The following is a 27,000-nucleotide window of genomic DNA, read 5'->3' as shown; positions in this document are numbered from 1 at the left end:
CGTGACTCAGGCCTACTCCCCCGCGCCAACCCACTCGACGGTGCCGTCGGTGAAGAACTGTTCCTTCCAAATGGGAACCTGCGCTTTGACCCTGTCCACCAGCTCGGAACAGACGGCAAACGCCTGTCCCCGGTGGGCCGCCGCGACGGCGCAGACAAGGGCCGGGTCACCGATCTCCAGCATCCCGATGCGGTGCGCTGCCCAGATGCGGACGGGTTGGTCGGCTTCGCCTGAATGCTCAGCCACCAATTGGGCCACGACGTCGGACATGACCTGGTGCGCCGTTGGATGGGCGCTGTAACTGAGCCGGTCCACAGCCTTGCCGGAATCGTGGTTCCGGACCACGCCGCTGAAGCTGACCACAGCCCCGGCGGTGTCCGATTCGACCGCCGCGATGGCTTGGTCCACCGAGATGGGTTCCGCGCTGAGGACAGCGCTGACTACTTCAAAATCTGTTTCAGTGCCCATGGCTACCTTCCATTTGTTCGCACAAGTGCCCGATCACTGGGTCCAGGACAGCCAATCCATCCATAACGCCTTTCGGGGATCCCGGCAGATTGATGATGAACGTCGTTCCCGCAGCTCCAGCGTGGCCGCGGCTCAGCATGGCCATGGGCGTCTTCGCGGCGCCTGCGCGCCGGATTGCTTCCATGATGCCGGGAATTTCGCGGTCCAAGAGCGGCAAGGTCATCTCCGGCGTCTTGTCATCCGGGCTCAGGCCCGTTCCGCCGCTGGTGATGATGACCGCGGGGTCCTGGGTCAGGAGCGCCCTGAGGGCAGCTCCCACTGGCTCCCCGTCCGGCACCACCATGGTGGGGAACGTCTCAAAACCGTGCTCATTGAGCCAATCGAGGATGATGGGCCCCGTCTCATCAGCGTAGATTCCGGCAGCAGCCCGGGTGGAGGCAATCACGACTCCGGCCTTCCGAAGGCTGTTCGGCTCGCAAGCACTCATTCGCCGGCCTCCTGGACCGGTTCCCCTGAGACGTCCCAGTCGCCGCTTTTGCCGCCAGTCTTGGCCAGCACGCGGATGTCGGTCAGCACGGCATGCTTGTCTACGGCCTTGATCATGTCGTAGACACTCAGTGCCGCTACCGATGCCGCCGTCAGGGCTTCCATTTCAACGCCGGTCACGCCCTTGGTCTTGACGGTTGCCAGGATGTCCACCGAGCCGGCGCCCAAATGGAAATCCACGGTGACCTTGGAAATAGGCAGCGGATGGCACAACGGGATCAGCTCTGGCGTCTTCTTTGCCGCCATGATGCCTGCTACCCGTGCCACGGCGAGCGCGTCGCCTTTGGGCAGCTCACCGGCACCCAAAAGGGCCATCACGTCCGGGGTTGTCCGGACGGTTGCCGTGGCGGTGGCTTCGCGGGTGGTCACTGCCTTCGCGGAGACATCCACCATCTGCGCAGTGCCGTCGTGCCGTAGGTGCGTCAGGCCGCCGCCGTGTTCTGTTGTCCCGGGAGTTTCATTCACAGCATCCATACTTCCACTTCGGCTCCTGCGGTGAGTTCCGTGACGTTGCCTGGGATCTGGACCAACGCGTTGGCACGGGCAAGGGCGTGCACAAGGTGTGAGCCGGCGCCGCCTTCCATACGGAGCATGCCGTCCCCGGCCACCGAGCCACGCCGGACCTGGTGTTTGCCCTCTGGAGAGGTCAGGGGTTCGGCAAGGCGTACCGTCCGTACGGGTCGTGGAGCCGGAGTTCCCATAACCTCCGACAGGGCGGGCCGGAGGAACATCTCAAAGGAGACGAGGCAGCTGACAGGGTTGCCGGGAAATCCGAGGAAGGGAATGCCGTTGAAGGTTCCCAGGCCCTGCGGCCCGCCCGGCTGCATTGCAACGGGGAGGAAATCAACGGGCTGGCCGGCCATCGCCTGGCGCACCACCTCGTAGGCGCCCTTGCTTACTCCCCCGGTGGTGACAATGACATCCACGGGACGGTCCGATTCCCGGGTGTGATGGTGAAGGACGGCCAGGAGGTGTGCAGGGTCGTCGTCCGAGATGCCCGTACGAACAACATCCAGGTTTGCCTGGCGCATGGACGCTTCAAGCAGCGTTCCGTTGGAGTCGAAGATCTTGCCGGGCGTGAGTTCTTCCCCTGGTTCCACTACCTCGTCTCCCGTGGTGACCAGGAGGACACGCAGAGGTTCAGGGACCTCAACTGTTGACAGGCCCATGGCTGCCAGCAGGCCAAGCTGGGCCGGTCCCAGCAGGGTGCCTGCTGCCAGGGCCAGGGCTCCCCTGTGGATGTCGCTGCCGCTGTTCCGCACATAAGCACCGGGAGCCACCGCGGGAAGGTTGACGACGGCATCCATGGTGGTGGGGTCTGGAAAGGTACTGGGGCTCGCTTTCTCGATGGGTACGACGGCGTCGGCGCCCTCTGGAATCATGGCTCCGGTCATGATGGGGGCGGCGTAGCCGGCCTTCAGCGCTGTTGGTGTCGCACCTGCCGGGACGGGAGCTGCCACCCGGAGCTGCCCGCCGTCGTCGGGAATGTCATGTGACCGGACGGCAAAGCCGTCCATCTGGGAGTTGGCGAACGGCGGCAGCGAGAGCGGCGCATGGACATCGACGGCGAGCGGCTTTCCCAGCGCGTCGAGCAACGGCACGCGGTGGTTTCCCTTGGTGGTGGCAGTGCCGGCCAGCAGTTCCACCACTGCCTGGCGATGGGTTGCAACTGATCTGGGCACGGACAACCTCCTGTTGTGACACGCTGGCTTCCGGAATTTCTCCGGACGTACCCAGACTAGGGCCTTAGCCCACCTTGACGCTGATGGTGTGATAGCCCGTGGCGCCATCCGGAGCCACGGGTGCCTTTTCCTCGGTCTGCGGCTGGCCGGTGGTATCGGTGGCCCGGACCTGCACTTCGTAATCCCCGGGGGTGAGATCGAGGCCCAGTTGCCATTGATACCAGGTGTCCGTGGAAATCCCGCTCGCAAGAGTGGCCTGCTTCCAGGGTCCGCGGTTGACGCGGAGCTCAACGCGGCTGATGCCCCGGTGCTGGGCCCAGGCCACACCTCCGAACTGCACTGTGCCCGGCTGGACCGTCCTGCCGCTGCGGGGAACGTCGATGCGTGACTGCGTCTTGATGGGTCCGTGGTCGCTCCAGCCCCTGGGGGTCCAGTACGCGGTGTCGTCGGCGAAGCGGGTGACTTTCAGTTCGGTGAGCCATTTGGTGGCGGAGACAAATCCGTACAGCCCTGGCACGATCATCCGCACCGGGAAGCCGTGTTCCAGCGGGAGCGGTTCGCCGTTCATGCCGACGGCCAACAGGGCGTCGCGGTCGTCGGTGAGGGCCTCCAAAGGTGTGCTGGCCGTCCACCCGTCGTTGCTGGTGGACAGCACCATGTCTGCGCCGGCTTTGGGGCCGGCCATGGCAAGGAGTTCGCGGATGGGCCAGCCCAGCCAGAGCGCGTTGCCTATGAGGTCGCCGCCGACGTTGTTGGATACGCAGGCGATGGTGACATGCCGTTCGATCATGGGTTTGGCGAGGAGCGTGGCAAAGTCGATCTCGATCTCCCGGTCCACCAATCCGGTGACCTTCAGCCTCCACGCCGGCGGGTCGATGGCCGGTACCGTCAGTGCCGTATCGATTCTGTAGAAATCGGAGTTGGGGGTCACCAGGGGGCTGATGCCGTCCACGGGAAGCGAGGCGCCGGCGGGTATTGCCTGAGGTGGGATCACGGGTTCCGGGAGCGTCATGGAACTGCGGAAACCTGACGCCACGGCCGTGGCCCGGGTGAGGACCGCAGTGACGGTTCCGGCCACGACGGCGGCGAGGGAGGTGCCAGCGAGGGCGTTGAGGAAACTCCGCCGTGCCAGGGGTGCGGGATCATGCCCTTGAAGTTCCTGATTTGCTGCCTCGGGTGCCCACGTGACGAGCCGCCGGATGAGGGTGCGCAACAGCAGCATCGTGACGACCGCAGCGACGATCGGGGCCAAGGCCGCCTGCGGGCTTGCTTGGGCACGCGTGACGACGGCGGTCAGTCCAGCTGCTCCGGCCACCCCAGCCAGCGCCAGTCCCCAGCCGGCGCGGCGATGCTCCAGAACGCCGGCCAGCGCGGCCAACAATCCCGCGACGAGACCGATGGATGCAATCAACACGATCTTGTCCGCTGTGCCGAACAACTGCACGGCCAGGTCCTTCACTCCGGGGGGCACTGCATCAATCACAGCTCCGCCCAGGGCCGTGACAGGGGAAACCAACGGGCTCAGCAGGCCTGCGGTCAGTTCGCCGGCCGCAATCCCCGCACCGCCCGACGCTACACCTGCCGCGGCAGGCCACAGACGTAGGCTGAGCCGGCCGCGTGACCGGGTGGAGGCGCGGGTTTCCGGCCTGTCAACACTTTTGTGCGTACTCATGATGCGCCTCCCGCGCGTTCGTCGGCTGAAATCCCGGACGTGGCCGGGACGGATCCCGCCGGAAGGGACAGCGCAAAGCGGCAGCCGCCGTCGACGTTTTCCACAGTGACTGATCCGCCGTGGGCCTTGACGATGCCGGCCACCATGCTCAGTCCGATGCCCGCGCCACTGTATCTGCCCTGCAGTCCCTCAGTGGTGCCCCGGGCGGGGTCTTTCTGCCAGCCCGTCTCGAACAGATGCGGTAGGTCCTCGTTGCGGATGCCACCACACTGGTCCTGCACTGCGACCACTGCATTTCCGCCGTGGTGCCCCAGCCCGTCGCGTCCGACGCTGACGTGGACCTCAGTGTCCGGCCGGCTGTAGATAATGGCGTTGAGGAGGATGTTCCGCACGGCGCGGGCGAGGCTGGGGCCATCGGCGACGGCCATGCACTCACGGTCGCCGCCGCCGTCGAGCGTGATGCCGCGTTGAGCGGCCAAAGGTGCGAGATCGGACAACGCATCGCTGACAAGATCGTAAAGGTCCAGTGGTTCAGCACGGAGACGGAGAGTGCCGGCCTGGATCTTGGACAACTCCAGGAGATCATTGACCATGGCGGTCATCTGCTCCGTCTGTCCGATGATCTTCCGGTAATAGCCCGGCACATCGGACGCCATACCGTCTTCAAGTGCCTCGGTCATGGCGCGCATGCTGGCCAAGGGGGTCCGGAGATCATGCGATATCCACGACACCAATTCCCGCCGGGCCGTCTCAATGGCGGCTTCACGTTCCCGTGATTCGGCGAGGCTGCGGCTGCTGGCCTCAAGTTCCTTGGCCAGTTCGGCAAGTTCGGACGTCATGGCGGGAGCACTGCCCCGCCCCTCCCCGGCGTGGTCCAAGGTCTCCCCCCGGCCCAGGCGCCGCGCGGCAACCACCAACCGGGCAGCGTTACGTGACACGCCCGCGCCCAGCATGAGTGACAAGGCAACAGCTACTGCTGATGCCACGGCGAGGATGTACCACATGACTTCCAGATCCCTGGCAGAGATGAACATGGCATTGAACGCACTGACCATGCCGGCCACCAGGACCGCAACCGTAGCGACGACCACCAGGCAGATCTGTGCCAGGACCGACGCCCGACGCAGAAGTCGCAGGCTGAACAAGGTTGCGGCGCCGATGAGGACGGCCCAGAACAAGACCCAAGCCAGGATGGTCCACAGCTCACTGCCCTCCATGGCCACGCTCCCCGCCGCCGGAGTGCTCCGGCGCGTTGCCGGAGGCGGAATCGAAGCGGTACCCCACACCCCAGACCGTCTTGAGCAACTCCGGCTTGGTGGGGTTGGCTTCAATCTTTTCCCGCAGGCGACGCACGTGCACTGTGACTGTTGAGAGATCGCCGAAGTCCCAGCCCCAGACGGCCTTGATGAGTTCCTCGCGGCTGAAAACCTGGCGTGGCCGCCGCATCATGAAAGCCAGGAGATCGAATTCGCGCACCGTCAAGGCCAACGGAACTCCGTGATGCGTTACTGTCCGGGACGCAGGATCGAGTTCGAGACCCGCGGCTTCCACTGGTGGTTCCGGCGTGAACTCCTTGATGCTTCGTCTGAGCACCGATTTCACCCGGAGCACCAGCTCGCGCGGTGAGAAGGGCTTGGTCACGTAATCGTCAGCGCCCATCTCCAGGCCGAGGATCCGGTCATCTTCGGTGCCCAAAGCCGTAACCATGATCACCGGTACACTCATGGTCTGGCGGAGCCGGCGGCACACCTCCACGCCGTCCAAACCAGGCAGCATGCGGTCCAGGATCACCAGGTCGGGTTTGCGGTCCGCTGCCACCTGGAGGGCGGTAAATCCGTCACCCGCCATGTCTACCTGAAAGCCCGCTTGCAGCAGGTAGTCGCGGACCACATCGGCGATGGTCTGTTCGTCTTCCACCAGGAGGATGCGGCGATTCCCTGGTTCCGCTGATGATGCCGTAGGTGTGGTCACGCTTTCAGCATAGGTTTGCCGGCGGTCCCCGGCACGTGATTCAGGCATCCGCGGCGCAAGTGTATGCAATCCGTAAGAACTGTATGACTGTAATCGGTGTCACTGATCCTGCCACGGTGGCGTAGCCTGAATTTATGAGTGTTCAGCTGGGAATGCCGGTGCCCCCTTCGGGTGGCCCCGCGGGCAGCAAGGAAAGTGGCGTCGCGGTACCGCCGCCGCGCCCGGCAGGAACGCCTGCGGGCCTGTGGGACCGCTATGGCCGGCGGGCTACGGACATGCGGCTGTCCCTGACGGACAAATGCAACCTGCGCTGTACATACTGCATGCCGGCCGAGGGGTTGGAATGGCTCTCGAAACAAGCCGTGATGACCAGGGACGAAATTGTCCGGATCGTCCGCATCGGGGTCAACGCCTTGGGCGTGCGGGAACTGCGCCTCACCGGCGGCGAACCCTTGGTCCGCGCCGACCTGGTGGACATCATTTCCGGCATCCGCAGCGCCCACCCGGACCTCCCGATCTCCATGACCACCAACGGTGTTGGCCTGGACAAAAAGGCGGCGGCGCTGAAGGCTGCGGGCCTCACCCGCATCAATGTCTCGCTCGATTCCCTGCACGAGGAAACCTTTACCAAACTCACGCGCCGGCCGTTCCTGGATCGCGTCCTGGCCGGCGTTGATGCCGCTTGGGCGGCCGGCCTTGGGCCGGTCAAGTTGAATGCCGTGCTGATGCGCGGGATCAACGACGCCGAATCGCCGGACTTGCTCGCCTGGGCCTTGGACCGCGGCTACGAGCTTCGCTTCATCGAACAAATGCCGCTGGACGCCGATCACGGGTGGACCCGTCGCAACATGATCACTGCCGCCGAAATCCGGGATCTGCTCTCGCGCGACTTTGTGCTGGCGCACGACCCCCGCGAACGGGACGGTGCCCCGGCCGAACGTTTTGAAGTACGACGCCGGGACACGGCTTCCGGTGAAGCTGCGGGCCCAGTCCTCGGTACAGTCGGCATTATCGCCTCGGTCACCGAACCGTTCTGCGCCGACTGCCGCCGAACCCGCATCACGGCCGAGGGCAAGATCATGAGTTGCCTCTTCTCCCGCGAAGAATTCGATCTCCTGGGCCTGCTTCGCGGCGGGGCCACGGATCACGAACTGGCATCGCGGTGGCAAGACGCCATGTGGGTCAAACCTAAAGCCCACGGCATGGACCACACGGGTCTTGGCGCAGCGGACTTTGTCCAGCCGGACCGCAGCATGAGCGCAATCGGAGGCTGAAACCTTGCTTGTCCGCTACTTCGCTGCCGCACGCGCGGCGGCCGGTGTCGAAGAAGAACGTCACGTCCTCCCGGAAGGCACCAGCCTGGAAGCGTTGCTGGAAGCCGCACTCGCCGTCGAACGTCCGCTGCCTCCCGAAGGCACCCCGACGCTGGACCGGATCGTGGCACGGAGCAGTTTCCTGCGCAACGAGGTAGCTGTGCGGGACCGTTCAGCGCCGCTGGGAGCCCAGGACGTCATCGATGTCCTGCCGCCGTTCGCCGGAGGCTGAGGCTCAGGCCTTACGGAAGACGCTCCTCAGCAACGGACTGTAGTCCGGTGTTCCTTCCAGCCGTAGATCGGCCGTGTGCACCAGGACCCCGTCCTCGACGCGGAAGGTGTGCCGGGCAACGCCGTCGGCAGTCCTCCTGTCCAAGGTCAGGGTGCCTGCATGCCACGCTCCCCTGACCGGGCTGGCCGGCGACCTCCCCAGGCTGTCTACGTAGTACCAAAGAGTGTCCCCGTGATCCCGGTCCACAGTGAACATGCCATGCCCTTCGAAGTGCGTGCCGTCCGCCTCGCGGTGCCGGTAGCTCTGGACGACGGCATACCCGCCGGCGGCCTTGGTGAAAACCACTTCCGCTTCAGCCGTCCGGGCACTCCCCCACGGCGACGCGGCAATCTCCGTGATGCCCCGCCAGTGACCGATGAAGTCCTGCAACAGCTCCGCGGCCAGGCCGCTCGAGGGCAGATCCATCATGTCTCCAAAGTCGTCAGGGCAGCATCATCACCGTGTGATCATGCTGCCCTGTTGACAGTGCGTGCGTCCAGAGGCCTAGAGTCCGAAAGTCTCGGTTTCCTCGAAAGGACCCACCACGGTAATGGTTCGCGGTGCAGCTGCGAGTTCGCGGGCCAGGTCCTGCACTTCTTCCACCGTGACGTCCTGGATCCGGGCAAGGGTTTCGTCGATGTCCTGGAATTCTCCGGAAACCAACTCTGCCCGGCCCAGCCGGGACATCCGTGATCCCGTGTCTTCCAGGGCCAGGACGATTCCCCCACTGAGTTGGCCTACGGCTTTACGGAGTTCTTCTTCTGTGATGCCCTCCTTGGCAAGCTTCTCCAGCTCGACGCCCAGGAGGTCCAGTACCTGGCGGACCTTGGACGGCGTGCAGCCAGCGTACATTCCGAAATAGCCGGCGTCAGCGTAAGCCGCGGTGAAGGAGTAGGTGGAGTAGACCAGGCCCCGCTTCTCGCGGATTTCCTGGAACAGCCTGGAGGACATGCCGCCACCCAGGACAGCGTTGAGCACGCTCATAACGAATCGTCGGTCATCGGTTGCCACGATCGTGGGGCAGCCCATGATGATGTTGGCTTGCTCCACGGGGCGCTTGACCACATGGAGGCCGGACGTTCCGCTGATGACGGCGCGATCGGTACCGCGGCGGTCGACCGGGGCTGCCTGGGTGTCAAGCTTCCAGCCCGCGGCCGTCAGGGCATCGAGGACAAGGTCACAGACGACGTCGTGGTCCAAGCCGCCGGCAGCGGTGATGACCAATTCCTCCGGGCGGTAATAGCGCTGGTAGTGTTCCCAGACCGCGTCCCTTGCCACAGCCTTGATGGCGTCAGGGGTTCCACCAATGGGACGGGCCAGGGGGTGGTTGCCGAGGACGGCCTCCACGAATTTCTCGTGGGCAACATCCGTCGGGTCATCGCTGTCCATGGCGATTTCCTCAAGGATGACATCGCGCTCCTGCTCCAGTTCAGCAGGATCCAGGACGGCGCCGGTGATCATGTCGGCAATGACATCGATGGCCATGGGCAGGTCTGTGTCCAGGACCCTGGCAAAGTAACAGGTGCTTTCCTTCGCGGTGGCAGCGTTTGATTCGCCGCCCACCTCGTCAAAAGCCGACGCGATCTCCAAAGCGGTGCGGCGCTTGGTGCCTTTGAACAGCAAATGCTCAAGGAAGTGCGTGGAACCGTGCTGGCCGTCCGCTTCATCGCGCGAACCCACTGCCACCCAGAACCCTATGGTGGCCGACCGCTGGCCGGGCATTGCCTCGGTCAGGACGCGCACGCCGCCGGGAAGGACCGAGCGCCGTACGACGGAACCGCCCTCGGCACCATGGATCAATTCGCCGCCGGGAAGAGTCTGCTCCAGCGGCAGGGGTACGACAGTCATCAAGGCCTTTCAGGTTTTCGGGTTAAGGCCGGAAGGGCCGGTGGAGCTTTTACAAGCCCACCGGCCCCGCCGGGTGTACTGCTTACAGACTACTCTGCGGACTCTTCAGCGGCCTCAGCCGGAGCGTCCTCGGCAGCTGCGCCGTCTTCCTCGGCAACAACCGGGGAGAGGGAAAGCTTGCCGCGGTCATCGATCTTGGTGATCTCGACCTGGACCTTCTGGCCCACGGAGACTACGTCATCAACGTTGTCCACGCGCTTGCCGTTGGCCAGCTTGCGGAGCTCGGAGATGTGCAGCAGGCCGTCCTTGCCCGGGGTCAAGGAAACGAAGGCGCCGAAGGTGGTGGTCTTGACGACCGTGCCCAAGTAGCGCTCACCGATTTCCGGGACCTGCGGGTTGGCGATGGCGTTGATGGCGGAACGTGCTGCATCGGCAGACGGACCGTTGGTAGCGCCGATGTAGACCGTGCCGTCATCCTCGATGGAGATGTCCGCGCCCGTGTCTTCCTGGATCTGGTTGATCATCTTGCCCTTGGGGCCAATGACCTCGCCGATCTTGTCCACGGGGATCTTGACGGCGATGACGCGCGGAGCGAACTCGGAGAGCTCATCCGGGGTGTCGATCGCTGCGTTGATGACCTCGAGGATGTGGAGACGGGCTTCGCGGGCCTGCTTCAGTGCTGCAGCCAGCACGGAAGCGGGGATGCCGTCGAGCTTGGTGTCCAGCTGGATGGCCGTGACGAACTCGGACGTACCGGCAACCTTGAAGTCCATGTCGCCGAAAGCGTCTTCGGCGCCGAGGATGTCGGTCAGCGCTGCATAGCGGGTCTGGCCGTCAACCTGGTCGGAAACCAGGCCCATGGCGATACCGGCAACTGCTGCCTTCAACGGCACACCGGCGTTGAGCATGGAAAGCGTCGAAGCGCAGACAGAGCCCATGGACGTCGAGCCGTTGGAGCTGAGGGCCTCGGATACCTGGCGGATGGCGTAGGGGAACTCTTCACGCGTCGGCAGAACCGGAACCAGGGCGCGCTCTGCAAGAGCACCGTGGCCGATTTCGCGGCGCTTCGGGGAACCGACGCGGCCGGTCTCACCGGTGGAGTACGGCGGGAAGTTGTAGTTGTGCATGTAGCGCTTGCGCGTTACCGGCGACAACGAGTCGATCTGCTGCTCCATCTTGAGCATGTTCAGTGTGGTGACACCCATGATCTGGGTCTCGCCGCGCTCGAAGATGGCCGAACCGTGGACGCGGGGCAGAACCTCTACCTCGGCGGTGAGCTGGCGGATGTCCGTCAGGCCACGGCCGTCGATGCGGATCTGGTCCTTGAGGATGCGCTGGCGCACAACCTGCTTGGTGACCGAGCGGAAAGCTGCGGACAGTTCCTTCTCGCGGCCTTCGAAGTTACCGGCAAGCGCACCCAGGACTTCGTCCTTGAGTTCGTCAGAGGCAGTGTCGCGGTCCTGTTTGTCAGCGATCTGGAAGACGGCAGCCAGCTTGTCGGCAGCAGCGGCCTCAACAGCGGCGTAAACATCGTCCTGGTAGTCCAGGAACACGGGGAACTCGACGGTGGGCTTGGCCGCGCGTGCAGCCAGGTCCGCCTGTGCTTCACAGAGTGCCTTGATGAACGGCTTTGCAGCCTCGAGGCCCTCGGAGACAACCTCTTCGGTGGGGGCTGTGGCGCCCTGTTCCTTGATGAGGTTCCAGGAGTTGTCCGTGGCTTCGGCTTCAACCATCATGATGGCGACGTCGTCACCCGTGATGCGGCCGGCTACAACCATGTTGAAGACGGCGTTCTCAAGCTGGGAGTGCTTGGGGAAAGCAACCCACTGCGAACCCTGTTCGTCAGCGATGAGGGCGACGCGGACGCCACCGATCGGGCCGGAGAACGGGAGGCCGGACAGCTGCGTGGACATCGAGGATGCGTTGATGGCGACGACGTCGTAGAGCTCATCGGGGTTGATCGCCAGGACGGTGACCACGATCTGGACTTCGTTGCGCAGGCCCTTGACGAAGGCCGGGCGCAGCGGACGGTCCATGAGGCGGCAAGCCAGGATGGCTTCGGTGGACGGGCGGCCTTCGCGACGGAAGAACGAGCCCGGGATACGGCCGGCAGCATACATGCGCTCTTCAACGTCAACCGTCAGCGGGAAGAAGTCGAAACCTTCGCGCGGCTGCTTGCCTGCGGTGGTTGCGGACAGCAAGGCGGTGTCTTCGTCGATGTAGACCATCGAAGCGCCGGCTGCCTGCTTGGCAAGGCGGCCGGTTTCGAAGCGAATGACGCGCTTGCCGAAACGACCGTTGTCGATAATGGCTTCGGAGAACTGGATTTCGGGACCCTCCATAGAGAGTCACCTCCGTTTCTGTTAGCGGAAGTCCGCCGCATCAACCCAGGCCTCTTCTTTATTCCTGGCCTGTACGACACCCGGTCATCGATCGAGATCCACGGGGCAATCGTCACCGATTGTTCCCGGGAATCACTACCGAGGACCGCGAATGCGCGATGCGGTTGATTCCTGTTTTTAGTTGTTGGTGAAGAAGACGGCCCGTTCCACGAGGGACCGGGCCGTCCCTAAAGTCAGACTAGCGACGCAGGCCGAGGCGCTCGATGAGCGCACGGTAGCGGGCGATGTCGGTGTTCTTCAGGTAGGAAAGCATGCGCTTGCGACGACCAACCATGGCCAGCAGACCGCGCTGGGTGTGGAAGTCGTGCTTGTGCTCCTTCATGTGCTCAGTCAGATCCTTGATCCGCTGGGTCAGGACTGCAACCTGTACCTCGGGCGAACCGGTGTCGCCTTCAGAGGTTGCGTATTCCTTGATGATGGACTGCTTTACAGCGGCTTCAAGTGCCACGTGAACTCCTAGAGTTGTGCCGTGCCTCCCGGTCCAGCGCCTCGCTGACGGGTTGCCTTTGGTGCGTCACCGCACACAAAAACAGGTCCAGCCGCCACGGACTGCAGCCGGATCCACTCATCAGTTTACCGGCAGGCCGGCAGTGTTGTCGAAATGCGCCTAGCTCTGGCCCAGGAGCTTGTGCGCCTGGGCGACATCCAGGCACATTTGCTCAACCAATGCCTCGGGTCCCCGGTACGCCACCATGCCGCGGAGGCGCTGGGTGAATTCAACGGCTACGGTTTGGCCGTAGAGGTCGAAGTCCTCCACATTTTCCTCGGGACGATCGATCACATGGGCTTCCACCTGACGGCTGACGCCATCGAACGTGGGGTTGGAACCCACGGAAATCGCAGCGGGCCACCGGGTTCCGGACTGGTCGATCAACCAGCCGGCATAAATTCCGTCCGCAGGAACATAGCCCGTGGAATCGTGCGAAAGGTTGGCGGTGGGGAATCCGAGGTCACGGCCACGGGCGGCGCCATGGACGACTTCCCCGCGCATGCGGTGGGGCCGGCCCAATACCGCGGCGGCAGTCACGACGTCTCCCTCAGACAAAGCTTCCCGCACCCAGGTGGAGGAACAGCGGCGGTCGGTATCGCCGTCGTCGTGGACCGGGAAGCCTCCCGCGCCGTACTCATGAACTACCTGAACACTGAAACCGAGCTGGTCCCCCAGCTCCTGCATGGTGAGGACATCGCCGGCATTGCCCGCGCCGAAACGGAGGTCATGGCCCACCACCAGGTGTGCGGCATGCAGCCCGTCCAAGAGGACCTCGCGCACAAACTCCAGCGGCGTCATGGCCGCCAGGTCCAGGGTGTACTTCATGACCAGTACGGCATCGACGCCGGTGTCCGCCAGGGCTTCCAGCTTGTCTTGGAGCCCCATGATCAATTCCGGGGCAGAATCCGGCCTGTGGACCTGGGCGGGGTGGGGATCAAAGGTCACTGCTACCGATGGGATGTTGTGCCGCTTGGCGGTATCAGTCAGTTGCGCCAGGACATGCTGGTGTCCGCGATGGACACCGTCAAAGTTTCCGATGGTGACGACAGTAGCTCCGAAGTCCCTGGGGACTTCAGTGGGATCGTTCCAGATGTGGACCATCAACCTCGCCTTTTACTGCAGATATTCGTTCCGCCCGGCAACCTTCCGGCGCCGGAACATTCTAAGGTTACCCGCCAGGGCAGCTGGCTCAGGACGGTCTGCGTTTGTTGAGCCACAGGAGCCCGAGGACCGGCAGGACCAAGGGGACGAATCCATAACCGCGTCCGAACAGCGACCAGACGGTGTCGTGCGGGAAGGCGACGGGATCGAACAGGCTGATGGCCCCCACCACCAGCACACCCACAAGTTCCGTCAGCACCGCCGCAAGGGAAACCTTGAACCAGGTGCGGCCGGGCTTGGCCAACGAAATGGTGGCCACGATGTACACAACGGCGGCGAAGGCAGAAAGGATGTGCGCCAAGGGAGCTTCGGCAAACTTGGTGGCGATCTGGTAGCCCGCACGCGCCGTTGCCGACAATGCGAAGACCGCATAGACCGCGATCAGCAGGCGGCCCGGACCAGTATTGCGGGTGTCCTTCTGCTTCGGGTTTGCCGGGTTGGTCTCGGTTCCAGTCACGTCGTGTTCTTCCTTCAAGGTCAGTACCAGATCTGGTTCATGCGGGCACCCATAACGAGCACGGTGACCCCCACTGCGGCCAGGACAAAGTTGCTCCAGCGGGTTCGTTCAAGGATGGCCCAGTAAACAGCACCCAACGGGATCATCAGGGCCGTGACCAGGTACCCCCAGAATTCCCAGGCCTCACCGGCAATCTGCTCACCCATGGCCACCCGAACGATCGAACCCACCAGATACACCAGGAGGACCAGTTCAACGGCGAGCACGGAGAAGATGGTGGGATCGTTCGGGGCTTTCTTCATCAGGCCTGCCACGAGGCACATGATGGTGGACACCAATCCGACGATCAGGATGGCATAAAAATATCCGTCCATGGTTATTGCCCCTGCCCGGTTCCGGACCCAGTTCCCGGAGCGAAGACCAACACCGGCTTCGCAAAGCTGCCGGCGTCCGCCAGCAGTGCTACCAGCTCACCCGACGGCGCGAACGCGGCTGCGGGGTTCTCTGCCGTAGCGGCCGTGGACGTACCTGCCCCGGGGCCGGCAGCAATACGGCGGCCAAAGGAGATCTCCGTGGTTTCTTCTTCGCTGAGCTCCCGGTTGGGCATGAGGGCCCTGGCCGCCAAGGACATCTCCAGCACGTTGAGTTCTTCTGCCAGCTCCTCCAAGGTGCGGGCCTGGTCAAGGGTGTACGGGCCTACCTGGGTCCTGCGCAGGGCAGTGAGGTGCCCCCCGACGCCCAGCCCGTTGCCGAGGTCGCGGGCCAACGCCCTGATGTACGTGCCGGAAGAACATTCCACGGTGACATCAACGTCAACTACCCTGCCGCCGTCGATCCTAGTTATGGAGTGGACATCGAAGCGGTGAATGGTGACCGGGCGGGCGGCGAGCTTGACTTCCTCGCCGGAGCGGACGCGGGCGTAGGAACGTTCGCCGTTGACTTTGATGGCGCTGACGCTGCTGGGAACCTGCTGGATTGGTCCTGTCAGCGCGGCAACCCCGGCGGCGATGGCGTCATCGGTGACCTCCGCGGCCGTGCGGGATTCGGTGACTTCGCCCTCAGCGTCATCGGTGATGGTGGTTTCGCCCAACCTGATGGTGGCGGTGTAGGTCTTGGAAGTGCCCACGATGTAGGTCAACAGGCGCGTAGCCTTGTTGATGCCGAGTACCAGCACGCCGGTGGCCATGGGATCCAGCGTTCCCGCATGCCCCACTTTCCGGGTACCAGCCAGCCGCCGCATCCGGCCAACCACATCATGGCTGGTCCATCCCTGCGGTTTGTCAACGATTACCAGTCCAGAAAGCACGCTTACCAGTATATGGGTGGCTAGGATGGCTCCCATGCCTGAGCTTGCCACACATGTCCGCGACGTCCCCGTGAACCAGATCCGGGAAATCACCGAAGCCGCCTGGGCAACCCCCGGAGCGATCGTCCTCAGCATCGGCGAGCCGGGCTTTGCACTGCCGCGGCACGTCCTGGACGCCGGCATTGCCTGCCTGGACCGGGATGAGACCAATTACACACCGAACGCCGGGATTCCCGCGCTCCGTGAAGCCTTCGCAGCGCGCTTCCGCGAACAGCAGCACGTGCAGATCGGGGCGGAGCGGGTCTATGTGGTGGACGGCGCGCAGCAGGGCCTGCACTTCGCCATGAGCCTCCTGCTCGCTCCGGGCGACGAGATCCTCATTCCCAACCCCGGGTACCCCACGTTCGCCATGACCAGCCGCCTCCTGCACGCAGTGCCGGTCCAGTACCCGCTGTACCCCAAGAACGACTTCCAGCCCCACATCGAGGACATCGAAGCACTCATCACACCACGGACCAAGGTGCTGATGTTGAACTCCCCCTCCAACCCTTTGGGCGCGGTCATCAGTGAAGACGCCACGCGCCATCTCGTGGAGCTGGCAGTGCGGCATGACCTCTGGATCATTTCGGACGAGTGCTATGAGGCCTTCACGTTCGATGTGCCACATGTCAGCCCGGCCCGCTACGACAGCGACGTTCCCGGTGAAGCCCGCGTTTTCACCTCCCTGACGCTGTCCAAGACCTACGGCCTCACAGGCCTGCGCATCGGTGCCTTGATCTGCCCTCCAGGACTGGAGCAGAAGATGAACAACGTCATGGAATCGATCGTGTCCTGCGTCGCATCACCTTCCCAGTACGCCGCTTTGGCCGCACTCACGGGGCCGCAGGACTATGTTTCCCACGCCCGCGACCACTACCGGAGCAACCGGGATGCGGCCTCAGCGGTGTTGTCGGGGAAGGGAATTCCGTATTTGGGAGCACAGGGGGCGTTCTATTTGTGGGCCGACGTCTCCCATGTCACCAACGGGGATGTCCGCACCTGGGTGCGAAAGTTCCTCGCTGATGCCGGGGTGTCCTTCGCGCCGGGAACGGCATTCGGCTCAATCGGTGAAGGATGGATCAGGATTGCCCTCTGTGGTGGGCAGCAGGACCTGCTCGACGGCGTCAGCCGGCTCCCAGCCAAGGTCTAGTTGCCGGGGACTCCAGGATGCGGGCGCCTTCGCAGGCCGACCGGCCTCAGTAGGCGGTCCGGCGGGAGTGGTTGAGCCAGGCCTCGAAGGGGTCACCTGACGCGGGCAATGCAGCGTGCTCTACCGGCAGCAGCCCAGGCCTGGCACCGGCGAAATATTCGTAGAACACGGCGTCATCAAACCCAGCCCGGGCGGCACCATGCCTGTCCGCCGCGAAGTAGACATGGCCGATCCTGGCCCAGAGCGCGGCCGACAAACACAAGGGGCACGGCTCACAACTGGCGTAGAGAACCGATCCCGTGAGGTCGAACCGTTGCGCCGCGGAAGCGGCCCGGCGGATCGCCACGACTTCTGCATGGGCTGTGGGGTCATGGTCGCGGGTGACCCTGTTGACACCTTCATGGACAGTCCCGTCCGGGGTGACCACAACGGCGCCGAAAGGACCGCCGCCGTCGGAAACGTTCTGCACCGCCAGGTGGATGGCACGGTTCAGATATTCATCACGTTGCTGAGCAGTGTGCGCCGACATGCTCTGATCCTAACGAGTCTGAGTACAGCCAATGCCCCTAAAACGCTGTCTTAGGGGCATTGGGTGTACAAAAACGCTGAGGTTCTTAGCGGTTGGCGTCTTCGTCGAGTTCTTGATCTCCGGAGAGATCAGTGTCCTCTTCGTCGAAGTCGTCCTCGTCGATGTCCTCAGGGGCATCGCCCTTGTAGGGGTCGGCCTCGCCGGCGTGCTTGGCACTGGCAGCCAAAGCGGCTACCTCGGCATCGCGACGCTTGGCTTCGCGCAGCAACTCCTCAAGGTTCGAGGCGTTGACGGGGATTTGGTCCGCAACAAACTCGAGCGTCGGGGTAAGCCGGACGGTGATGTTGCGGCCAACTTCCTGCCGAAGCACACCCTTGGCCTTCTCCAAGGCGCGGGCAGCATCTGCGTGGGCTACCTCGTCACCGAAGACGGTGTAGTAGATGGTGGCGTGCTGAAGGTCGTTGGTGACGCGGGCGTCGGTGACCGTGATGGACTCGACACGCGGATCTTTGACCCGACGACCGAGGGCCTCAGCGACGACGACCTTAATCCGCTGTGCCAGCTTGGCAGCGCGTGCGGGATCAGCCATGACTTCCTCCTGGAAAGTTAGAAACGGGGACGGAACGGGTCCGCCGGGGCTACCCGACGGACCCGTTCCAAACGGAACCTAGACGCGCGGCTTTTCGCGCATTTCGAAGGTCTCGATGATGTCGCCTTCAGTGATGTCGTTGAAGGAGCCAAGACCGATACCACACTCGAAGTCGGTACGGACTTCGGTGGCGTCATCCTTGAAGCGCTTGAGCGTCTCAACGGTGAGGTTGTCACCGATGACCTTGCCGTCGCGGCTGACACGTGCCTTGCTGTTACGGCGGATGATGCCCGTGCGGACGATCGAGCCTGCGATGTTGCCGAACTTGGAGGAACGGAAGACTTCGCGGACCTCGGCAGTGCCGAGCTGGACTTCTTCGTACTCCGGCTTGAGCATGCCCTTGAGAGCCATCTCAATGTCATCGATTGCTGCGTAGATGACCGAGTAGAAGCGCATGTCCACGCCTTCACGGTCAGCAAGTTCAGCAACGCGCTCGGCCGGCTTGACGTTGAAGCCGATGATGATGGCGTTGTCCACCGTAGCGAGGTTGACGTCGTTCTGCGTGATGGCACCCACACCGCGGTGAATGACACGCAGCTGAACGTCGTCATCTCCGACGTCGATCTTGAGCAAGGCGTCTTCGAGGGCTTCCACGGCACCGGAAACGTCACCCTTGAGGATGAGGTTGAGGGTGTCGATCTTGCCTTCTGCAACGGCCTGGTCGAAGTCCTCCAGGCTGATGCGCTTGCGACGCTTGGCCAGTGCGGCGTTGCGGTCGGCAGCTTCACGCTTCTCAGCGATCTGGCGGGCCGTACGCTCGTCAGGGGTCACCAGGAAGGTGTCACCTGCACGCGGCACGTTGGACAGGCCGAGGACCTGCACCGGACGGGACGGCAGTGCGACATCGAGTGCCTCGCCGTTCTCGTCGAACATGGCACGGACGCGGCCGTGAGCCGTACCGGCCACGATCGTGTCGCCCACGGCCAAGGTTCCGGACTGGACCAGGACGGTAGCAACAGCACCGCGGCCCTTGTCCAGGTTCGCTTCGATGGCAATGCCTCGAGCGTCCTTGTCCGGGTTGGCGCGCAGATCCAGTGCCGCATCGGCCGTGAGCAGGACGGCGTCGATCAGTTCGTCAATATTGAGGTTCTGGCGTGCAGAGACCTCAACGAACATGGTGTCGCCACCGTACTCTTCCGGAACCAAGCCGTACTCGGTCAGCTGGCCCTTGACCTTGTCAGGGTTGGCGCCTTCCTTGTCGATCTTGTTCACCGCGACGACGATCGGCACATTGGCTGCCTGGGCGTGGTTGAGCGCTTCCACCGTCTGCGGCATGACGCCGTCGTCGGCTGCGACAACCAGGATGGCGATATCGGTGACCTTGGCACCACGTGCACGCATGGCCGTGAAGGCCTCGTGACCGGGGGTGTCAATGAAGGTGATGTCGCGGGCAGTGCCCTCGTGGACGTGGCTGATCTGGTAGGCACCGATGTGCTGGGTGATGCCACCGTGCTCGCCGGCCACAACGTTCGAGTTGCGGATGGCATCCAACAGGCGGGTCTTACCGTGGTCAACGTGACCCATGACGGTGACAACCGGGGCGCGGGCCTCGAGAACGTCGTCGCCTTCGGCGTCGAGTTCATCCTGGATGTTGATGTCGAACTGATCCAGCAGCTCGCGCTCTTCATCCTCGGGGGAAACAACCTGGAGCTTGTAGCCAAGTTCGGCGCCAAGCAGGCCAAAGGTGTCTTCGTCGAGGGACTGCGTAGCCGTTGCCATTTCACCGAGGTGGAACAGCACGGTCACCAGCGATGCGGGGTTCGCATCAATCTTCTCGGCAAAGTCCGTGATGGACGAGCCACGACGAAGCCGGATGATGGTCTCGCCATCACCGCGGGGTACCGATACGCCGCCCAGCGACGGAGCACTCATCTGCTCCAGTTCCTGGCGCTTTGCACGCTTCGACTTACGCTGCTTGCCACGACCGGCGCCACCCTTGCCGAAGGCACCCTGGGTGCCACCGCGGCCGCGGCCACCCTTGCCGAAGCCACCGCCGGCGGGAGCGCCGCCACCGGTACCTGCACCGGGCGCGCCACCGGGACGACCGGGGCCGCCACCGGGACGGCCTGCGCCACCCGGACGGCCTGCGCCACCGGGAGCCGGACGCTCAGTGCGGTTGGGCATCATGCCCGGAGTAGGACGGTTTCCGGCACCGGGACCGCCAGCGGGACGCGGAGCGCCCGGACGGGGTGCACCCGGACGCGGAGCGCCCGGACGGGGACCACCGGTGCCTGCTGCAGGACGGGGACCGCCTGCGCCGGCAGCGGGACGGGGACCACCGGGGCGTTCGCCGTCGTTGCGGCGTTCGCCCCGGGGCATGCCCTGGGACGGTGCGAACGGGTTGTTACCCGGACGGGGCGGACGATCTCCGTCGCCACCACGGCCCCGGGGCATGCCCTGGGAGGTAGCAAACGGGTTGTTGCCCGGACGGGGACCGCCGGGACGCGGAGCCTGGCCACCTTGACGTGCCGGAGCCGGCGTCTCTGCCTTGGGAGCAGGACGGGCGCCGGGCTTGGCCGACACCGGGGTGGACGCGGCAGGAGCCGCGGGTGCTGCCGGAGCCGAAGCCGCGGGAGCCGCCGGTGCTGCAGGAGCCGAAGCTGCCGGAGCGGGGGCTGCAGGTGCCGGGGCCGGAGCCTTCGGTGCTGCGGGGCCCGGAGCCGGTGCTGCCGGACGGGATGCTGCGGGACGGGTTGCCGCGGGAGCGGCAGCGGGAGCGGCGGCCTTGGCAGCGCCGGCACCCGGGTAGGCGTCGCGAAGTTTCTTCACGACTGGGGCCTCGATGGTTGACGAGGCGGAGCGAACGAATTCGCCCAATTCCTGCAGTTTGGTTACTGCATCTTTGGAAGTAATACCGAGCTCTTTGGCGAGCTCATGTACGCGGACCTTGGCCACATTTCTCCTGTCTCGGTCCGCACCGAGCCAGGCACGAACCGTCTACTTCTTACTGCGGGCCTTCGCCGCTTGCGCGAATGAAAGGCCCATTGCAGAGCGCAACAAAGTTGTCATCGTTACGCACTCATCGCTGGGAACTCATCGGGTTTCCATCAGTTTTCTGACCCGCTTTCAGGTTTGGACGGTTTTCCTGTGGTGGCCTGGGCCTCCACAAGTGGCGTGCCCTGCATCAGGTAACGTTCGACGGCGTCCGTTTCGGCAGCACCCGCGAGGGCCCTTCCGAAAGCGCGCCGCTTGATCGCCAATGCCAAGCACTTTTCGCTGGGGTGCAGCCACGCACCCCTGCCGGCCATCCGGCGTCGGACATCCACCAGGACGGCGGACGAACCGCTGCCTTGGGCGACCAGCCGGACAAGCTCGGACCGGGAGCCTTGCTTCCGGCATCCGATGCACGTGCGAACAGGCCCCTGGCCGTGTTCAAGCAGTTCAGCCACGACGTGTCCAACCTGCCTTACGTTACTGGCGCCCGACGGGCCCCGGTCCTGCACACGCAGCTGAGGCACGCCAAAGCGCGCGGATACCGGACGTAAGCCCGGTTCCATCTAGTCTAGCCCCCCGGCCCCGCACTACCGAAACCAGGGACGCCCAAGCGCGGCGCGGAACCGGCGGCATCAGCCGCCGGTTGAACCGCTAGTCGACCTTGGCCGGAGCGGCGTCGGAGACGATATCGATCCGCCAGCCAGTCAGCTTTGCGGCGAGCCGGGCGTTCTGGCCTTCCTTGCCGATGGCCAGCGAAAGCTGGTAATCGGGAACCACCACTCGGGCCGAGCGGGTTGACTCGTCCGTGATTGTGACGGAATTCACCCTGGAGGGCGACAAGGAGTTGGCAATGAAGGTTGCCGGGTCATCACTGAAGTCGACGATGTCGATCTTTTCGTCGTTCAGTTCAGTCATGACTGCCCGGACACGCGAACCCATTTCACCGATGCAGGCACCCTTGGCGTTGATGCCGGGAGTGTTGGCCTTGACGGCGATTTTGGTGCGGTGGCCTGCTTCGCGGGCAAGCGCCACGATCTCCACGGAGTGGTCGGCGATTTCCGGAACTTCCATTTCGAACAGCTTGCGGACCAGTCCGGGGTGCGAACGGGACAGCGTGATGGAAGGACCTTTGGCGCCACGGTGGACATCGACCACGAAAGCGCGCAGTCGGCTTCCGTGGAGGTACTTCTCACCGGGAACCTGCTCGGGCGGCGGCAGCAGTGCCTCAACGGCTCCCAGGTTGACCTGGATCATGTGCGGGTTGTTGCCCTGCTGGATCATGCCGGCAACGAGTTCGCCTTCACGGCCCTTGAACTCACCCAGGACGTTGTCATCCTCCACGTCGCGGAGACGCTGGAGGATGATCTGGCGGGCCGTGCTGGCTGCGATGCGGCCAAAGCCGGCCGGAGTGTCCTCAAACTCGCCGATGGGCTCGCCGTCGTCGTCAATCTCGGTGGCCCAGATGGTCACGTGGCCGCTCTTGCGGTCCAATTCCGCGCGGGCCTTCTCGAAGGCGCCGGGCGTCTTGTGGTACGCCACCAACAGGGCTTGCTCGATGGTGGGAATCAGGAGATCCAGCGGGATTTCACGCTCACGCTCCAGGAGTCTCAGTGCGCTCATGTCAATATCCATTAGGCCTCCTCAGAAGGTCCGTTGTGCTCGTCTGCCAGCGCAGCCTCGTGGAGGTGGCTGAATTCAATCTCGACTTTTCCTTGGCGGATCCTGTCGAAAGGAATAGTGATGGGGTCGCCTTGCTTGGGCTTCATGCCCTTCTTGACCTCGTGTTCGGGGATCAACGTCACGCCGTCATCCTCCACCGAGGCGATGCGGCCCAGGAGGTTGTCCCCCTGGATCACGTTGACCCGGACCATGCGGCCCCGGGCCCGGTGCCAGTGGCGCGGTTCGGTCAGGGGGCGGCTGACGCCCGGCGAGGAAACCTCAAGGTCATACGGACGTCCGTCGTCATGGGGATCGTTGTCCAGGATATCGGACAACCCGCGTGAGACATCCGCAATGGCGTCAAGGCTGACACCGCCGGTCTCCTCCTGCGGCAGGTCCACGACGACGTGGACCGTGCGGTGTGAACCGGCAACGTGGATGGAAACATCCTCGAGGTAGAGCCTGCTGGCAAGGACAGCCGGTTCAAGCAGCGCCTTAAGCCTGCTCTCTTCCGGGTTGTGGATGGTGGCCGTTGAGTTGGATTCAGAACGGTGTGTTGAAGTCGTGGCTTCCGAGTCACTCACGTTGCCCGCCGCCTCCCGATAGATGTTGTTGTGACTACTAGCCTAACGATTTTCCCGGGAACATGGTGCACGGACTTTGCCACGCACGTGACACCATGGTCTGTTGTGAGCGGGCAGACAAGCGAAAAACAACGAACACCACCCTGGGGCCGCGCCCTGCTGGTTACCGTGGTGGCATTGCTCGTCGCAGGGACCGGAATAGTGCTTATTCCGCGTGATTCCGGCACTCCCCCGCCCGTCCCCTTCTCCGAAGCCGCCCGTGCGGGTGCGCTGGAGGACACTCTGCAACTTCGCGAATCGGCCGCCGCCCTGTCTTCGTCCGCCGGCCAGGGTGCTGACCAGACCGCACTCAAGGACGCTGTGACTTTGCTGACAACGCAGGCTCGCGCCCTCCTGGTTCCATCCGAAGCAACTCCCTCCGCCACCGCGACTACTACCGGCAGAGCAGACGGCACCACGCGTTCCGACTTTGTTGCCGCTTTGTCCGCGAGCGGAACCCAGCGCCTGGCAGACGCCTACGAGGCCGACGGCGGCATCGCCCGGCTCCTCGCCGCCGTGGGATCCGCCCAAGTGCTGGGGGCCGAAAAGCTGGCTGGTGCGTGGCAGTTGCCGATCCCGAAGGATGCCGCGGCATCCAAGACCCCAATACCTGCCGCCACGCCGTCGACGGCACCGTGCCCTTCGGTCAGCCCCACGCCCGAGCCAACGTCCGCCACCACCGACGCATCCTTGGCAGCTACGGTCCGCATACATCAGGAAGCGGTCTACGCGTACCAGGTGGCGCTCAAACGGCTGGACACTGCTTCCGCCGGCACCGCGGCCAAGGGCCTTGCAGCCCATGAACTGCTGCTCCAGCAGGTGGAGGCGCTGACCCGGGCCAACTGCGGGGACGTACCTGCCAGCGAAGCCGGATACCGTCTTCCGGAACAGTTCGCGCAGGACCCCGCCGCTGCCCTGGCTGCGATGGAATCGTCGGCTCTTCCGGTAATGGGGGACTTGGTTGCCCTGTCCACGGGTGGGACGCGGGCATGGGCGGTGGACGGCCTCCTTGCCGCTGCCCGCAGGAGCCTGGCGTGGGGTGCGGACGTGCCTGCCATGCCAGGTCTGACGCTCGACGCCGGGGAGTTGCCGCCGCTGCCGGCGCCCGGTTCAGCGGGCGGTTCAGCGACGGGTCCAGCGTCCGGCTCCGCCTCCACCACACCATCCACCGGGTCCACTATGAAGGGGTCCGCGCCTCCTCCCGCCGGATAGGCCAGCCTAGCCATGCTGGTCAAGACCCTCCCCCGGTGCTTGGCTTGGATTATGGCTTCCCCAGACACTGCCACCGTGCACGAGAGCGAACCCCACCGGGATGACTTGGCCCACCGGTTGAACTGGTTGCGGGCCGGGGTCCTGGGCGCCAATGACGGGATTGTGTCCGTTGCTGCGATCGTGGTGGGCGTGGCAGGTGCCACCACCAGCACCGGCAGCATCCTTGCCGCCGGTACCGCGGGCCTGGTGGGTGGCGCCATTTCCATGGCCTTGGGTGAATACGTCTCCGTCAGCAGCCAGAGCGACACCCAGAAGGCGCTGATCGAGAAGGAACGCCTCGAACTGGCCCAGCAACCCGAGGACGAACTCAACGAGCTGGCGGCCATCTACGAGTCCAAGGGACTCAGTGCCAGGACTGCCCGGACGGTTGCCGAGGAGCTCACGGAGCACGATGCCCTGGCCGCCCATCTCTCTGCGGAGCTGAACATCCACGAGGACGACATTGTGAGCCCGTGGAATGCGGCGTTCGCCTCCGCTGTGGCGTTCACTTTGGGGGCCATACTGCCCATGCTGGCCATCCTCCTGCCTCCCCCGGAGCTCCGGGTACCGCTGACCTTCGTGGCGGTCCTGCTTGCCTTGGCGATCACCGGAGCTGTTGGCGCCTGGATCGGTGGCGCTTCCCGGTTCCGTGCGGCCTTCCGGGTGGTGCTGGGCGGCGCGTTGGCCCTGGCTGCCACGTTCTCCCTGGGAACGCTCTTGGGTGCCAGCGGCGTTTTCTAGGGGCTCCGGCTTCCCTCAGAGTTAGGCTGATCGCGTGACCCTTCACGCGATGATTCCCATTCCGGGCGACCTCCACGCCCGGTACAACCGCGACTCCGCGGGACGCGACTGGCTGGCCAGCCTTCCGGGACTTATCTCCGACGCCCTGGACCGGTGGCAGCTCTCAGTTGACCTGGCACCCGGCACCGAACCATGGAACGGCCATGGAGCGCTGGTGGTGCCGGTCCTCCAGAACGGCGCCCCGTCCGCGCTGAAGATCGCCTACCCGCACGACGAAGCCCAGGTGGAGCGCCACGCCCTGGCACTGTGGGATGGTCACGGCGCGGTCCGCCTGCTGGCAGCGGATGCTCCCAGTTGCACCATGCTCCTTGAACGGCTGGAGGCCTCCCGCTGGCTCCAGGACGCCCCCATGGATCACGCGAGGGACGCCTGGGGCGCCGTCCTGCGCCGGCTCTCCATCCAACCTGACGAGCGCCTGGAGTGGCGGGCCTTGGAGCACATTGCCGCAACTGCCGAGCGATGGAGCGATGAGCTGCCGGCGGAGTGGGAACGCCTGGACCGGCCATTTCCCAGGTGGCTGCTGGAAGCGGCGCTGGAAGTATGCCAGACGCGTGGCGCCGTGGGACGCCGCTCGGGGACGGATGTCCTGGTTCACACGGACCTCCACTTCATGAACATCCTTGCTGTCCCCAGTGGCAACCGGCAACTCCGTGGCGACTACCTGGCCATCGATCCGCAACCACAGATTGGTGAGGCCGAGTTCGCTGTGGCGCCGGTTTTGTGGAACCGGATCCATGACCTCTCCCGAACGGCCCCGGAGGCTGCGTTGCGGGAGCGTTGCCACGATTTCAGCGTCGCCGCGGGGCTCGATCCCGAGGCTTCCCGGCAATGGAGCATTGCCCGCGAGGTGGACAATGCTCTGTGGTACGCGGGGACTCCCGGTCACGGCGGAGACTTAGCGCGTTCTTTGTGGGTTGCCAGCACTCTTGCAGGCCGAACACTTGATGGCCTTCCACGGGTCCATGAGATCCCCGATCCCGGCGCTACGGCGCACTAGGCGATGACACTCACCGTAGCCCTGATCGGGTCCGGGGCCATCGGCTCGAGGATCGTGGAACTGCTCGACGCCGGGACAGTCCCTGGCGCCAGGCTCGCCGGAGTTGTGCCGCACGGCAAGGCCGGGGCAGGGTTCAGCTTCGACGACGCCTTGGAAGTGGCGGATGTCGTGGTGGAGTGCGCCGGCGTCGCCGCCGTCGCGGAATTCGGCCCCCGTACCGTAGCGGCAGGCACGGACCTGCTGGTCACCTCGATAGGCGCCTTGTGCGACCAGTCCCTGCGGACGAAACTGCTCGACGACGGTCCAGGCCGGACGTTCCTCACCACCGGCGCCTTGGGCGGACTGGACGCGATCACAGCCGCCTCCGCCGGCGGCACCATTCACCGCATCACCCTGGAGTCGCGAAAACTGCCCGCCGCCCTGGTCCAGCCGTGGATGGACGGGGAAACCAAAGAACGGCTGCTCGCCGCGACCCGGCCCGTGGAGCTTCTGCGGGGCGGCCCTGCGGACTTGATCAAGGCCTTCCCTAAATCCACCAACGTGGTGTCCGCGCTTGCCTTGGCCGCTGGCAACTGGGACGTGGTGGAGGCTGTGCTCATCGCAGATCCGGGCGCCGGCCAGACAGCCCACCACGTGGTGGCGGAGACCAGCCTGGGTACGTTCGATATCTGCGTCACCAATGAGGCATCCCCCGGTAACCCGGCCTCCAGCGCGTTGGTGCCTCACGCCGTCGTCCGCGGTCTGAAATCGCTGGCCAATGCCAGCGGCAGTTTCATCTGAC

28 protein-coding genes are annotated in these 27,000 nt (G+C 64.5%); 7 read left to right on the top strand and 21 right to left on the bottom strand.

All coding sequences use genetic code 11. From position 1 onward, the window contains the following. Nucleotides 1-12 precede the first annotated feature (12 nt). Genes ABQM86_RS08335 through ABQM86_RS08305 form a run of 7 tightly spaced genes read right to left on the bottom strand, consistent with a single transcriptional unit; the run spans nucleotide 13 to nucleotide 6,339 of the window. On the bottom strand, nucleotides 13-468 hold the full coding sequence (locus ABQM86_RS08335; RefSeq protein ID WP_089594391.1) for a molybdenum cofactor biosynthesis protein MoaE: 456 nt from the start codon (nucleotides 466-468) through the stop codon (nucleotides 13-15). Continuing rightward, the gene (locus tag ABQM86_RS08330; protein WP_207597018.1) at nucleotides 458-955 is read right to left on the bottom strand and encodes a molybdenum cofactor biosynthesis protein B; all 498 of its coding nucleotides are present in this window, start codon (nucleotides 953-955) and stop codon (nucleotides 458-460) included. Before ABQM86_RS08330 ends, ABQM86_RS08335 begins: the two co-directional genes overlap by 11 nt. Continuing rightward, on the bottom strand, nucleotides 952-1,488 hold the full coding sequence (gene moaC / locus ABQM86_RS08325; RefSeq protein WP_280627650.1) for a cyclic pyranopterin monophosphate synthase MoaC: 537 nt from the start codon (nucleotides 1,486-1,488) through the stop codon (nucleotides 952-954). The genes ABQM86_RS08330 and moaC overlap by 4 nt, the downstream gene beginning before the upstream one ends. Beyond that, nucleotides 1,476-2,702 (bottom strand): gephyrin-like molybdotransferase Glp, encoded by a 1,227-nt coding sequence (gene glp, locus ABQM86_RS08320; RefSeq protein WP_369746372.1) that lies wholly within the window; start codon nucleotides 2,700-2,702, stop codon nucleotides 1,476-1,478. Before glp ends, moaC begins: the two co-directional genes overlap by 13 nt. A gap of 58 nt (nucleotides 2,703-2,760) precedes the next feature. Continuing rightward, the gene (locus tag ABQM86_RS08315) at nucleotides 2,761-4,368 is read right to left on the bottom strand and encodes a molybdopterin-dependent oxidoreductase (RefSeq protein ID WP_369746371.1); all 1,608 of its coding nucleotides are present in this window, start codon (nucleotides 4,366-4,368) and stop codon (nucleotides 2,761-2,763) included. Then, nucleotides 4,365-5,585: a sensor histidine kinase gene (locus tag ABQM86_RS08310; RefSeq protein WP_369746370.1), complete on the bottom strand. Its 1,221-nt coding sequence runs from the start codon at nucleotides 5,583-5,585 to the stop codon at nucleotides 4,365-4,367. Before ABQM86_RS08310 ends, ABQM86_RS08315 begins: the two co-directional genes overlap by 4 nt. Continuing rightward, nucleotides 5,572-6,339 carry a response regulator transcription factor gene (locus ABQM86_RS08305; protein ID WP_207597013.1) on the bottom strand — a complete coding sequence of 256 codons (768 nt, stop codon included), beginning with the start codon at nucleotides 6,337-6,339 and terminating at the stop codon, nucleotides 5,572-5,574. Before ABQM86_RS08305 ends, ABQM86_RS08310 begins: the two co-directional genes overlap by 14 nt. A 134-nt stretch (nucleotides 6,340-6,473) precedes the next feature. On the opposite strand from ABQM86_RS08305, the gene moaA reads away from it, so the two are divergent. Beyond that, nucleotides 6,474-7,613 carry a GTP 3',8-cyclase MoaA gene (moaA, locus tag ABQM86_RS08300; protein WP_369746369.1) on the top strand — a complete coding sequence of 380 codons (1,140 nt, stop codon included), beginning with the start codon at nucleotides 6,474-6,476 and terminating at the stop codon, nucleotides 7,611-7,613. Nucleotides 7,614-7,617: 4 nt separating this feature from the next. Beyond that, nucleotides 7,618-7,884 (top strand): MoaD/ThiS family protein, encoded by a 267-nt coding sequence (locus tag ABQM86_RS08295; RefSeq protein ID WP_089594386.1) that lies wholly within the window; start codon nucleotides 7,618-7,620, stop codon nucleotides 7,882-7,884. Nucleotides 7,885-7,887: 3 nt separating this feature from the next. On the opposite strand, the gene ABQM86_RS08290 is transcribed toward ABQM86_RS08295, so the two are convergent. From ABQM86_RS08290 to truB, 8 genes are all read right to left on the bottom strand, one after another. Beyond that, the gene (locus ABQM86_RS08290) at nucleotides 7,888-8,349 is read right to left on the bottom strand and encodes a DUF1579 family protein (protein ID WP_369746650.1); all 462 of its coding nucleotides are present in this window, start codon (nucleotides 8,347-8,349) and stop codon (nucleotides 7,888-7,890) included. A gap of 78 nt (nucleotides 8,350-8,427) precedes the next feature. After that, entirely contained in the window at nucleotides 8,428-9,771 is a 1,344-nt protein-coding gene (locus ABQM86_RS08285; protein ID WP_369746368.1) for a M16 family metallopeptidase, read from the bottom strand. Between the two features lie 89 nt (nucleotides 9,772-9,860). Further along, entirely contained in the window at nucleotides 9,861-12,113 is a 2,253-nt protein-coding gene (locus ABQM86_RS08280) for a polyribonucleotide nucleotidyltransferase (RefSeq protein WP_207597010.1), read from the bottom strand. Nucleotides 12,114-12,351: 238 nt separating this feature from the next. Continuing rightward, the gene (gene rpsO, locus ABQM86_RS08275; protein ID WP_089594382.1) at nucleotides 12,352-12,621 is read right to left on the bottom strand and encodes a 30S ribosomal protein S15; all 270 of its coding nucleotides are present in this window, start codon (nucleotides 12,619-12,621) and stop codon (nucleotides 12,352-12,354) included. Between the two features lie 159 nt (nucleotides 12,622-12,780). Continuing rightward, complete coding sequence (locus ABQM86_RS08270) at nucleotides 12,781-13,764, bottom strand: bifunctional riboflavin kinase/FAD synthetase (protein WP_369746367.1); 984 nt, start codon at nucleotides 13,762-13,764, stop codon at nucleotides 12,781-12,783. An 88-nt stretch (nucleotides 13,765-13,852) separates the two neighbouring features. Beyond that, complete coding sequence (locus ABQM86_RS08265; protein WP_369746366.1) at nucleotides 13,853-14,299, bottom strand: hypothetical protein; 447 nt, start codon at nucleotides 14,297-14,299, stop codon at nucleotides 13,853-13,855. Nucleotides 14,300-14,301: 2 nt separating this feature from the next. After that, complete coding sequence (locus ABQM86_RS08260) at nucleotides 14,302-14,655, bottom strand: hypothetical protein (RefSeq protein ID WP_089594379.1); 354 nt, start codon at nucleotides 14,653-14,655, stop codon at nucleotides 14,302-14,304. A gap of 2 nt (nucleotides 14,656-14,657) precedes the next feature. Beyond that, nucleotides 14,658-15,587, bottom strand: a complete 930-nt coding sequence (gene truB / locus ABQM86_RS08255; RefSeq protein ID WP_280627643.1) for a tRNA pseudouridine(55) synthase TruB — start codon at nucleotides 15,585-15,587, stop codon at nucleotides 14,658-14,660. 34 nt (nucleotides 15,588-15,621) lie between these two features. Here truB and ABQM86_RS08250 point away from each other — a divergent pair, with 34 nt between their 5' ends. After that, nucleotides 15,622-16,776 (top strand): pyridoxal phosphate-dependent aminotransferase, encoded by a 1,155-nt coding sequence (locus tag ABQM86_RS08250; protein WP_207597006.1) that lies wholly within the window; start codon nucleotides 15,622-15,624, stop codon nucleotides 16,774-16,776. Nucleotides 16,777-16,822: 46 nt separating this feature from the next. On the opposite strand, the gene ABQM86_RS08245 is transcribed toward ABQM86_RS08250, so the two are convergent. The 6 genes from ABQM86_RS08245 to rimP form a co-directional block, all read right to left on the bottom strand. After that, complete coding sequence (locus tag ABQM86_RS08245) at nucleotides 16,823-17,305, bottom strand: nucleoside deaminase (protein ID WP_207597005.1); 483 nt, start codon at nucleotides 17,303-17,305, stop codon at nucleotides 16,823-16,825. Nucleotides 17,306-17,390: 85 nt separating this feature from the next. Continuing rightward, nucleotides 17,391-17,894, bottom strand: coding sequence for a 30S ribosome-binding factor RbfA (gene rbfA, locus ABQM86_RS08240; protein ID WP_207597004.1), 504 nt, complete (start codon nucleotides 17,892-17,894; stop codon nucleotides 17,391-17,393). A 78-nt stretch (nucleotides 17,895-17,972) separates the two neighbouring features. Beyond that, the gene (gene infB, locus ABQM86_RS08235) at nucleotides 17,973-20,849 is read right to left on the bottom strand and encodes a translation initiation factor IF-2 (protein ID WP_280627641.1); all 2,877 of its coding nucleotides are present in this window, start codon (nucleotides 20,847-20,849) and stop codon (nucleotides 17,973-17,975) included. 152 nt (nucleotides 20,850-21,001) lie between these two features. Then, a complete protein-coding gene (locus ABQM86_RS08230) occupies nucleotides 21,002-21,343 on the bottom strand; it encodes a YlxR family protein (RefSeq protein ID WP_369746365.1) in 342 nt (113 codons plus the stop codon). A gap of 196 nt (nucleotides 21,344-21,539) precedes the next feature. Further along, entirely contained in the window at nucleotides 21,540-22,520 is a 981-nt protein-coding gene (gene nusA, locus ABQM86_RS08225; protein ID WP_089594374.1) for a transcription termination factor NusA, read from the bottom strand. Then, complete coding sequence (gene rimP, locus ABQM86_RS08220) at nucleotides 22,520-23,131, bottom strand: ribosome maturation factor RimP (RefSeq protein WP_089594373.1); 612 nt, start codon at nucleotides 23,129-23,131, stop codon at nucleotides 22,520-22,522. The genes nusA and rimP overlap by 1 nt, the downstream gene beginning before the upstream one ends. 105 nt (nucleotides 23,132-23,236) lie before the next feature. Here rimP and ABQM86_RS08215 point away from each other — a divergent pair, with 105 nt between their 5' ends. Genes ABQM86_RS08215 through ABQM86_RS08200 form a run of 4 tightly spaced genes read left to right on the top strand, consistent with a single transcriptional unit; the run spans nucleotide 23,237 to nucleotide 26,999 of the window. Continuing rightward, on the top strand, nucleotides 23,237-24,382 hold the full coding sequence (locus ABQM86_RS08215; RefSeq protein ID WP_369746364.1) for a ferritin-like domain-containing protein: 1,146 nt from the start codon (nucleotides 23,237-23,239) through the stop codon (nucleotides 24,380-24,382). Between the two features lie 51 nt (nucleotides 24,383-24,433). Then, nucleotides 24,434-25,162, top strand: a complete 729-nt coding sequence (locus ABQM86_RS08210; protein ID WP_369746363.1) for a VIT family protein — start codon at nucleotides 24,434-24,436, stop codon at nucleotides 25,160-25,162. A gap of 34 nt (nucleotides 25,163-25,196) precedes the next feature. Then, a complete protein-coding gene (locus tag ABQM86_RS08205; protein WP_369746362.1) occupies nucleotides 25,197-26,219 on the top strand; it encodes an aminoglycoside phosphotransferase family protein in 1,023 nt (340 codons plus the stop codon). A 3-nt stretch (nucleotides 26,220-26,222) separates the two neighbouring features. After that, nucleotides 26,223-26,999, top strand: coding sequence for an aspartate dehydrogenase domain-containing protein (locus tag ABQM86_RS08200; RefSeq protein ID WP_337341033.1), 777 nt, complete (start codon nucleotides 26,223-26,225; stop codon nucleotides 26,997-26,999). The last annotated feature ends 1 nt before the right edge of the window (nucleotide 27,000 follow it).

Origin of the sequence: Paenarthrobacter sp. AMU7 (assembly GCF_041200195.1) — a bacterium.
GTDB lineage: Bacteria > Actinomycetota > Actinomycetes > Actinomycetales > Micrococcaceae > Arthrobacter.
This window is presented reverse-complemented; position numbering and strand designations above follow the sequence as displayed.

Bases quoted from the DNA above. Each gene is read 5' to 3' on its own strand.
- ABQM86_RS08335 (WP_089594391.1), bottom strand. From the start codon at position 468: ATGGGCACTGAAACAGATTTTGAAGTAGTCAGCGCTGTCCTCAGCGCG.
- ABQM86_RS08330 (WP_207597018.1), bottom strand. From the start codon at position 955: ATGAGTGCTTGCGAGCCGAACAGCCTTCGGAAGGCCGGAGTCGTGATT.
- moaC (WP_280627650.1), bottom strand. From the start codon at position 1,488: ATGGATGCTGTGAATGAAACTCCCGGGACAACAGAACACGGCGGCGGC.
- ABQM86_RS08315 (WP_369746371.1), bottom strand. From the start codon at position 4,368: ATGAGTACGCACAAAAGTGTTGACAGGCCGGAAACCCGCGCCTCCACC.
- ABQM86_RS08310 (WP_369746370.1), bottom strand. From the start codon at position 5,585: ATGGAGGGCAGTGAGCTGTGGACCATCCTGGCTTGGGTCTTGTTCTGG.
- moaA (WP_369746369.1), top strand. From the start codon at position 6,474: ATGAGTGTTCAGCTGGGAATGCCGGTGCCCCCTTCGGGTGGCCCCGCG.
- ABQM86_RS08290 (WP_369746650.1), bottom strand. From the start codon at position 8,349: ATGGATCTGCCCTCGAGCGGCCTGGCCGCGGAGCTGTTGCAGGACTTC.
- ABQM86_RS08285 (WP_369746368.1), bottom strand. From the start codon at position 9,771: ATGACTGTCGTACCCCTGCCGCTGGAGCAGACTCTTCCCGGCGGCGAA.
- ABQM86_RS08280 (WP_207597010.1), bottom strand. From the start codon at position 12,113: ATGGAGGGTCCCGAAATCCAGTTCTCCGAAGCCATTATCGACAACGGT.
- ABQM86_RS08270 (WP_369746367.1), bottom strand. From the start codon at position 13,764: ATGGTCCACATCTGGAACGATCCCACTGAAGTCCCCAGGGACTTCGGA.
- ABQM86_RS08260 (WP_089594379.1), bottom strand. From the start codon at position 14,655: ATGGACGGATATTTTTATGCCATCCTGATCGTCGGATTGGTGTCCACC.
- ABQM86_RS08250 (WP_207597006.1), top strand. From the start codon at position 15,622: ATGCCTGAGCTTGCCACACATGTCCGCGACGTCCCCGTGAACCAGATC.
- ABQM86_RS08245 (WP_207597005.1), bottom strand. From the start codon at position 17,305: ATGTCGGCGCACACTGCTCAGCAACGTGATGAATATCTGAACCGTGCC.
- rbfA (WP_207597004.1), bottom strand. From the start codon at position 17,894: ATGGCTGATCCCGCACGCGCTGCCAAGCTGGCACAGCGGATTAAGGTC.
- nusA (WP_089594374.1), bottom strand. From the start codon at position 22,520: ATGGATATTGACATGAGCGCACTGAGACTCCTGGAGCGTGAGCGTGAA.
- ABQM86_RS08210 (WP_369746363.1), top strand. From the start codon at position 24,434: ATGGCTTCCCCAGACACTGCCACCGTGCACGAGAGCGAACCCCACCGG.
- ABQM86_RS08200 (WP_337341033.1), top strand. From the start codon at position 26,223: ATGACACTCACCGTAGCCCTGATCGGGTCCGGGGCCATCGGCTCGAGG.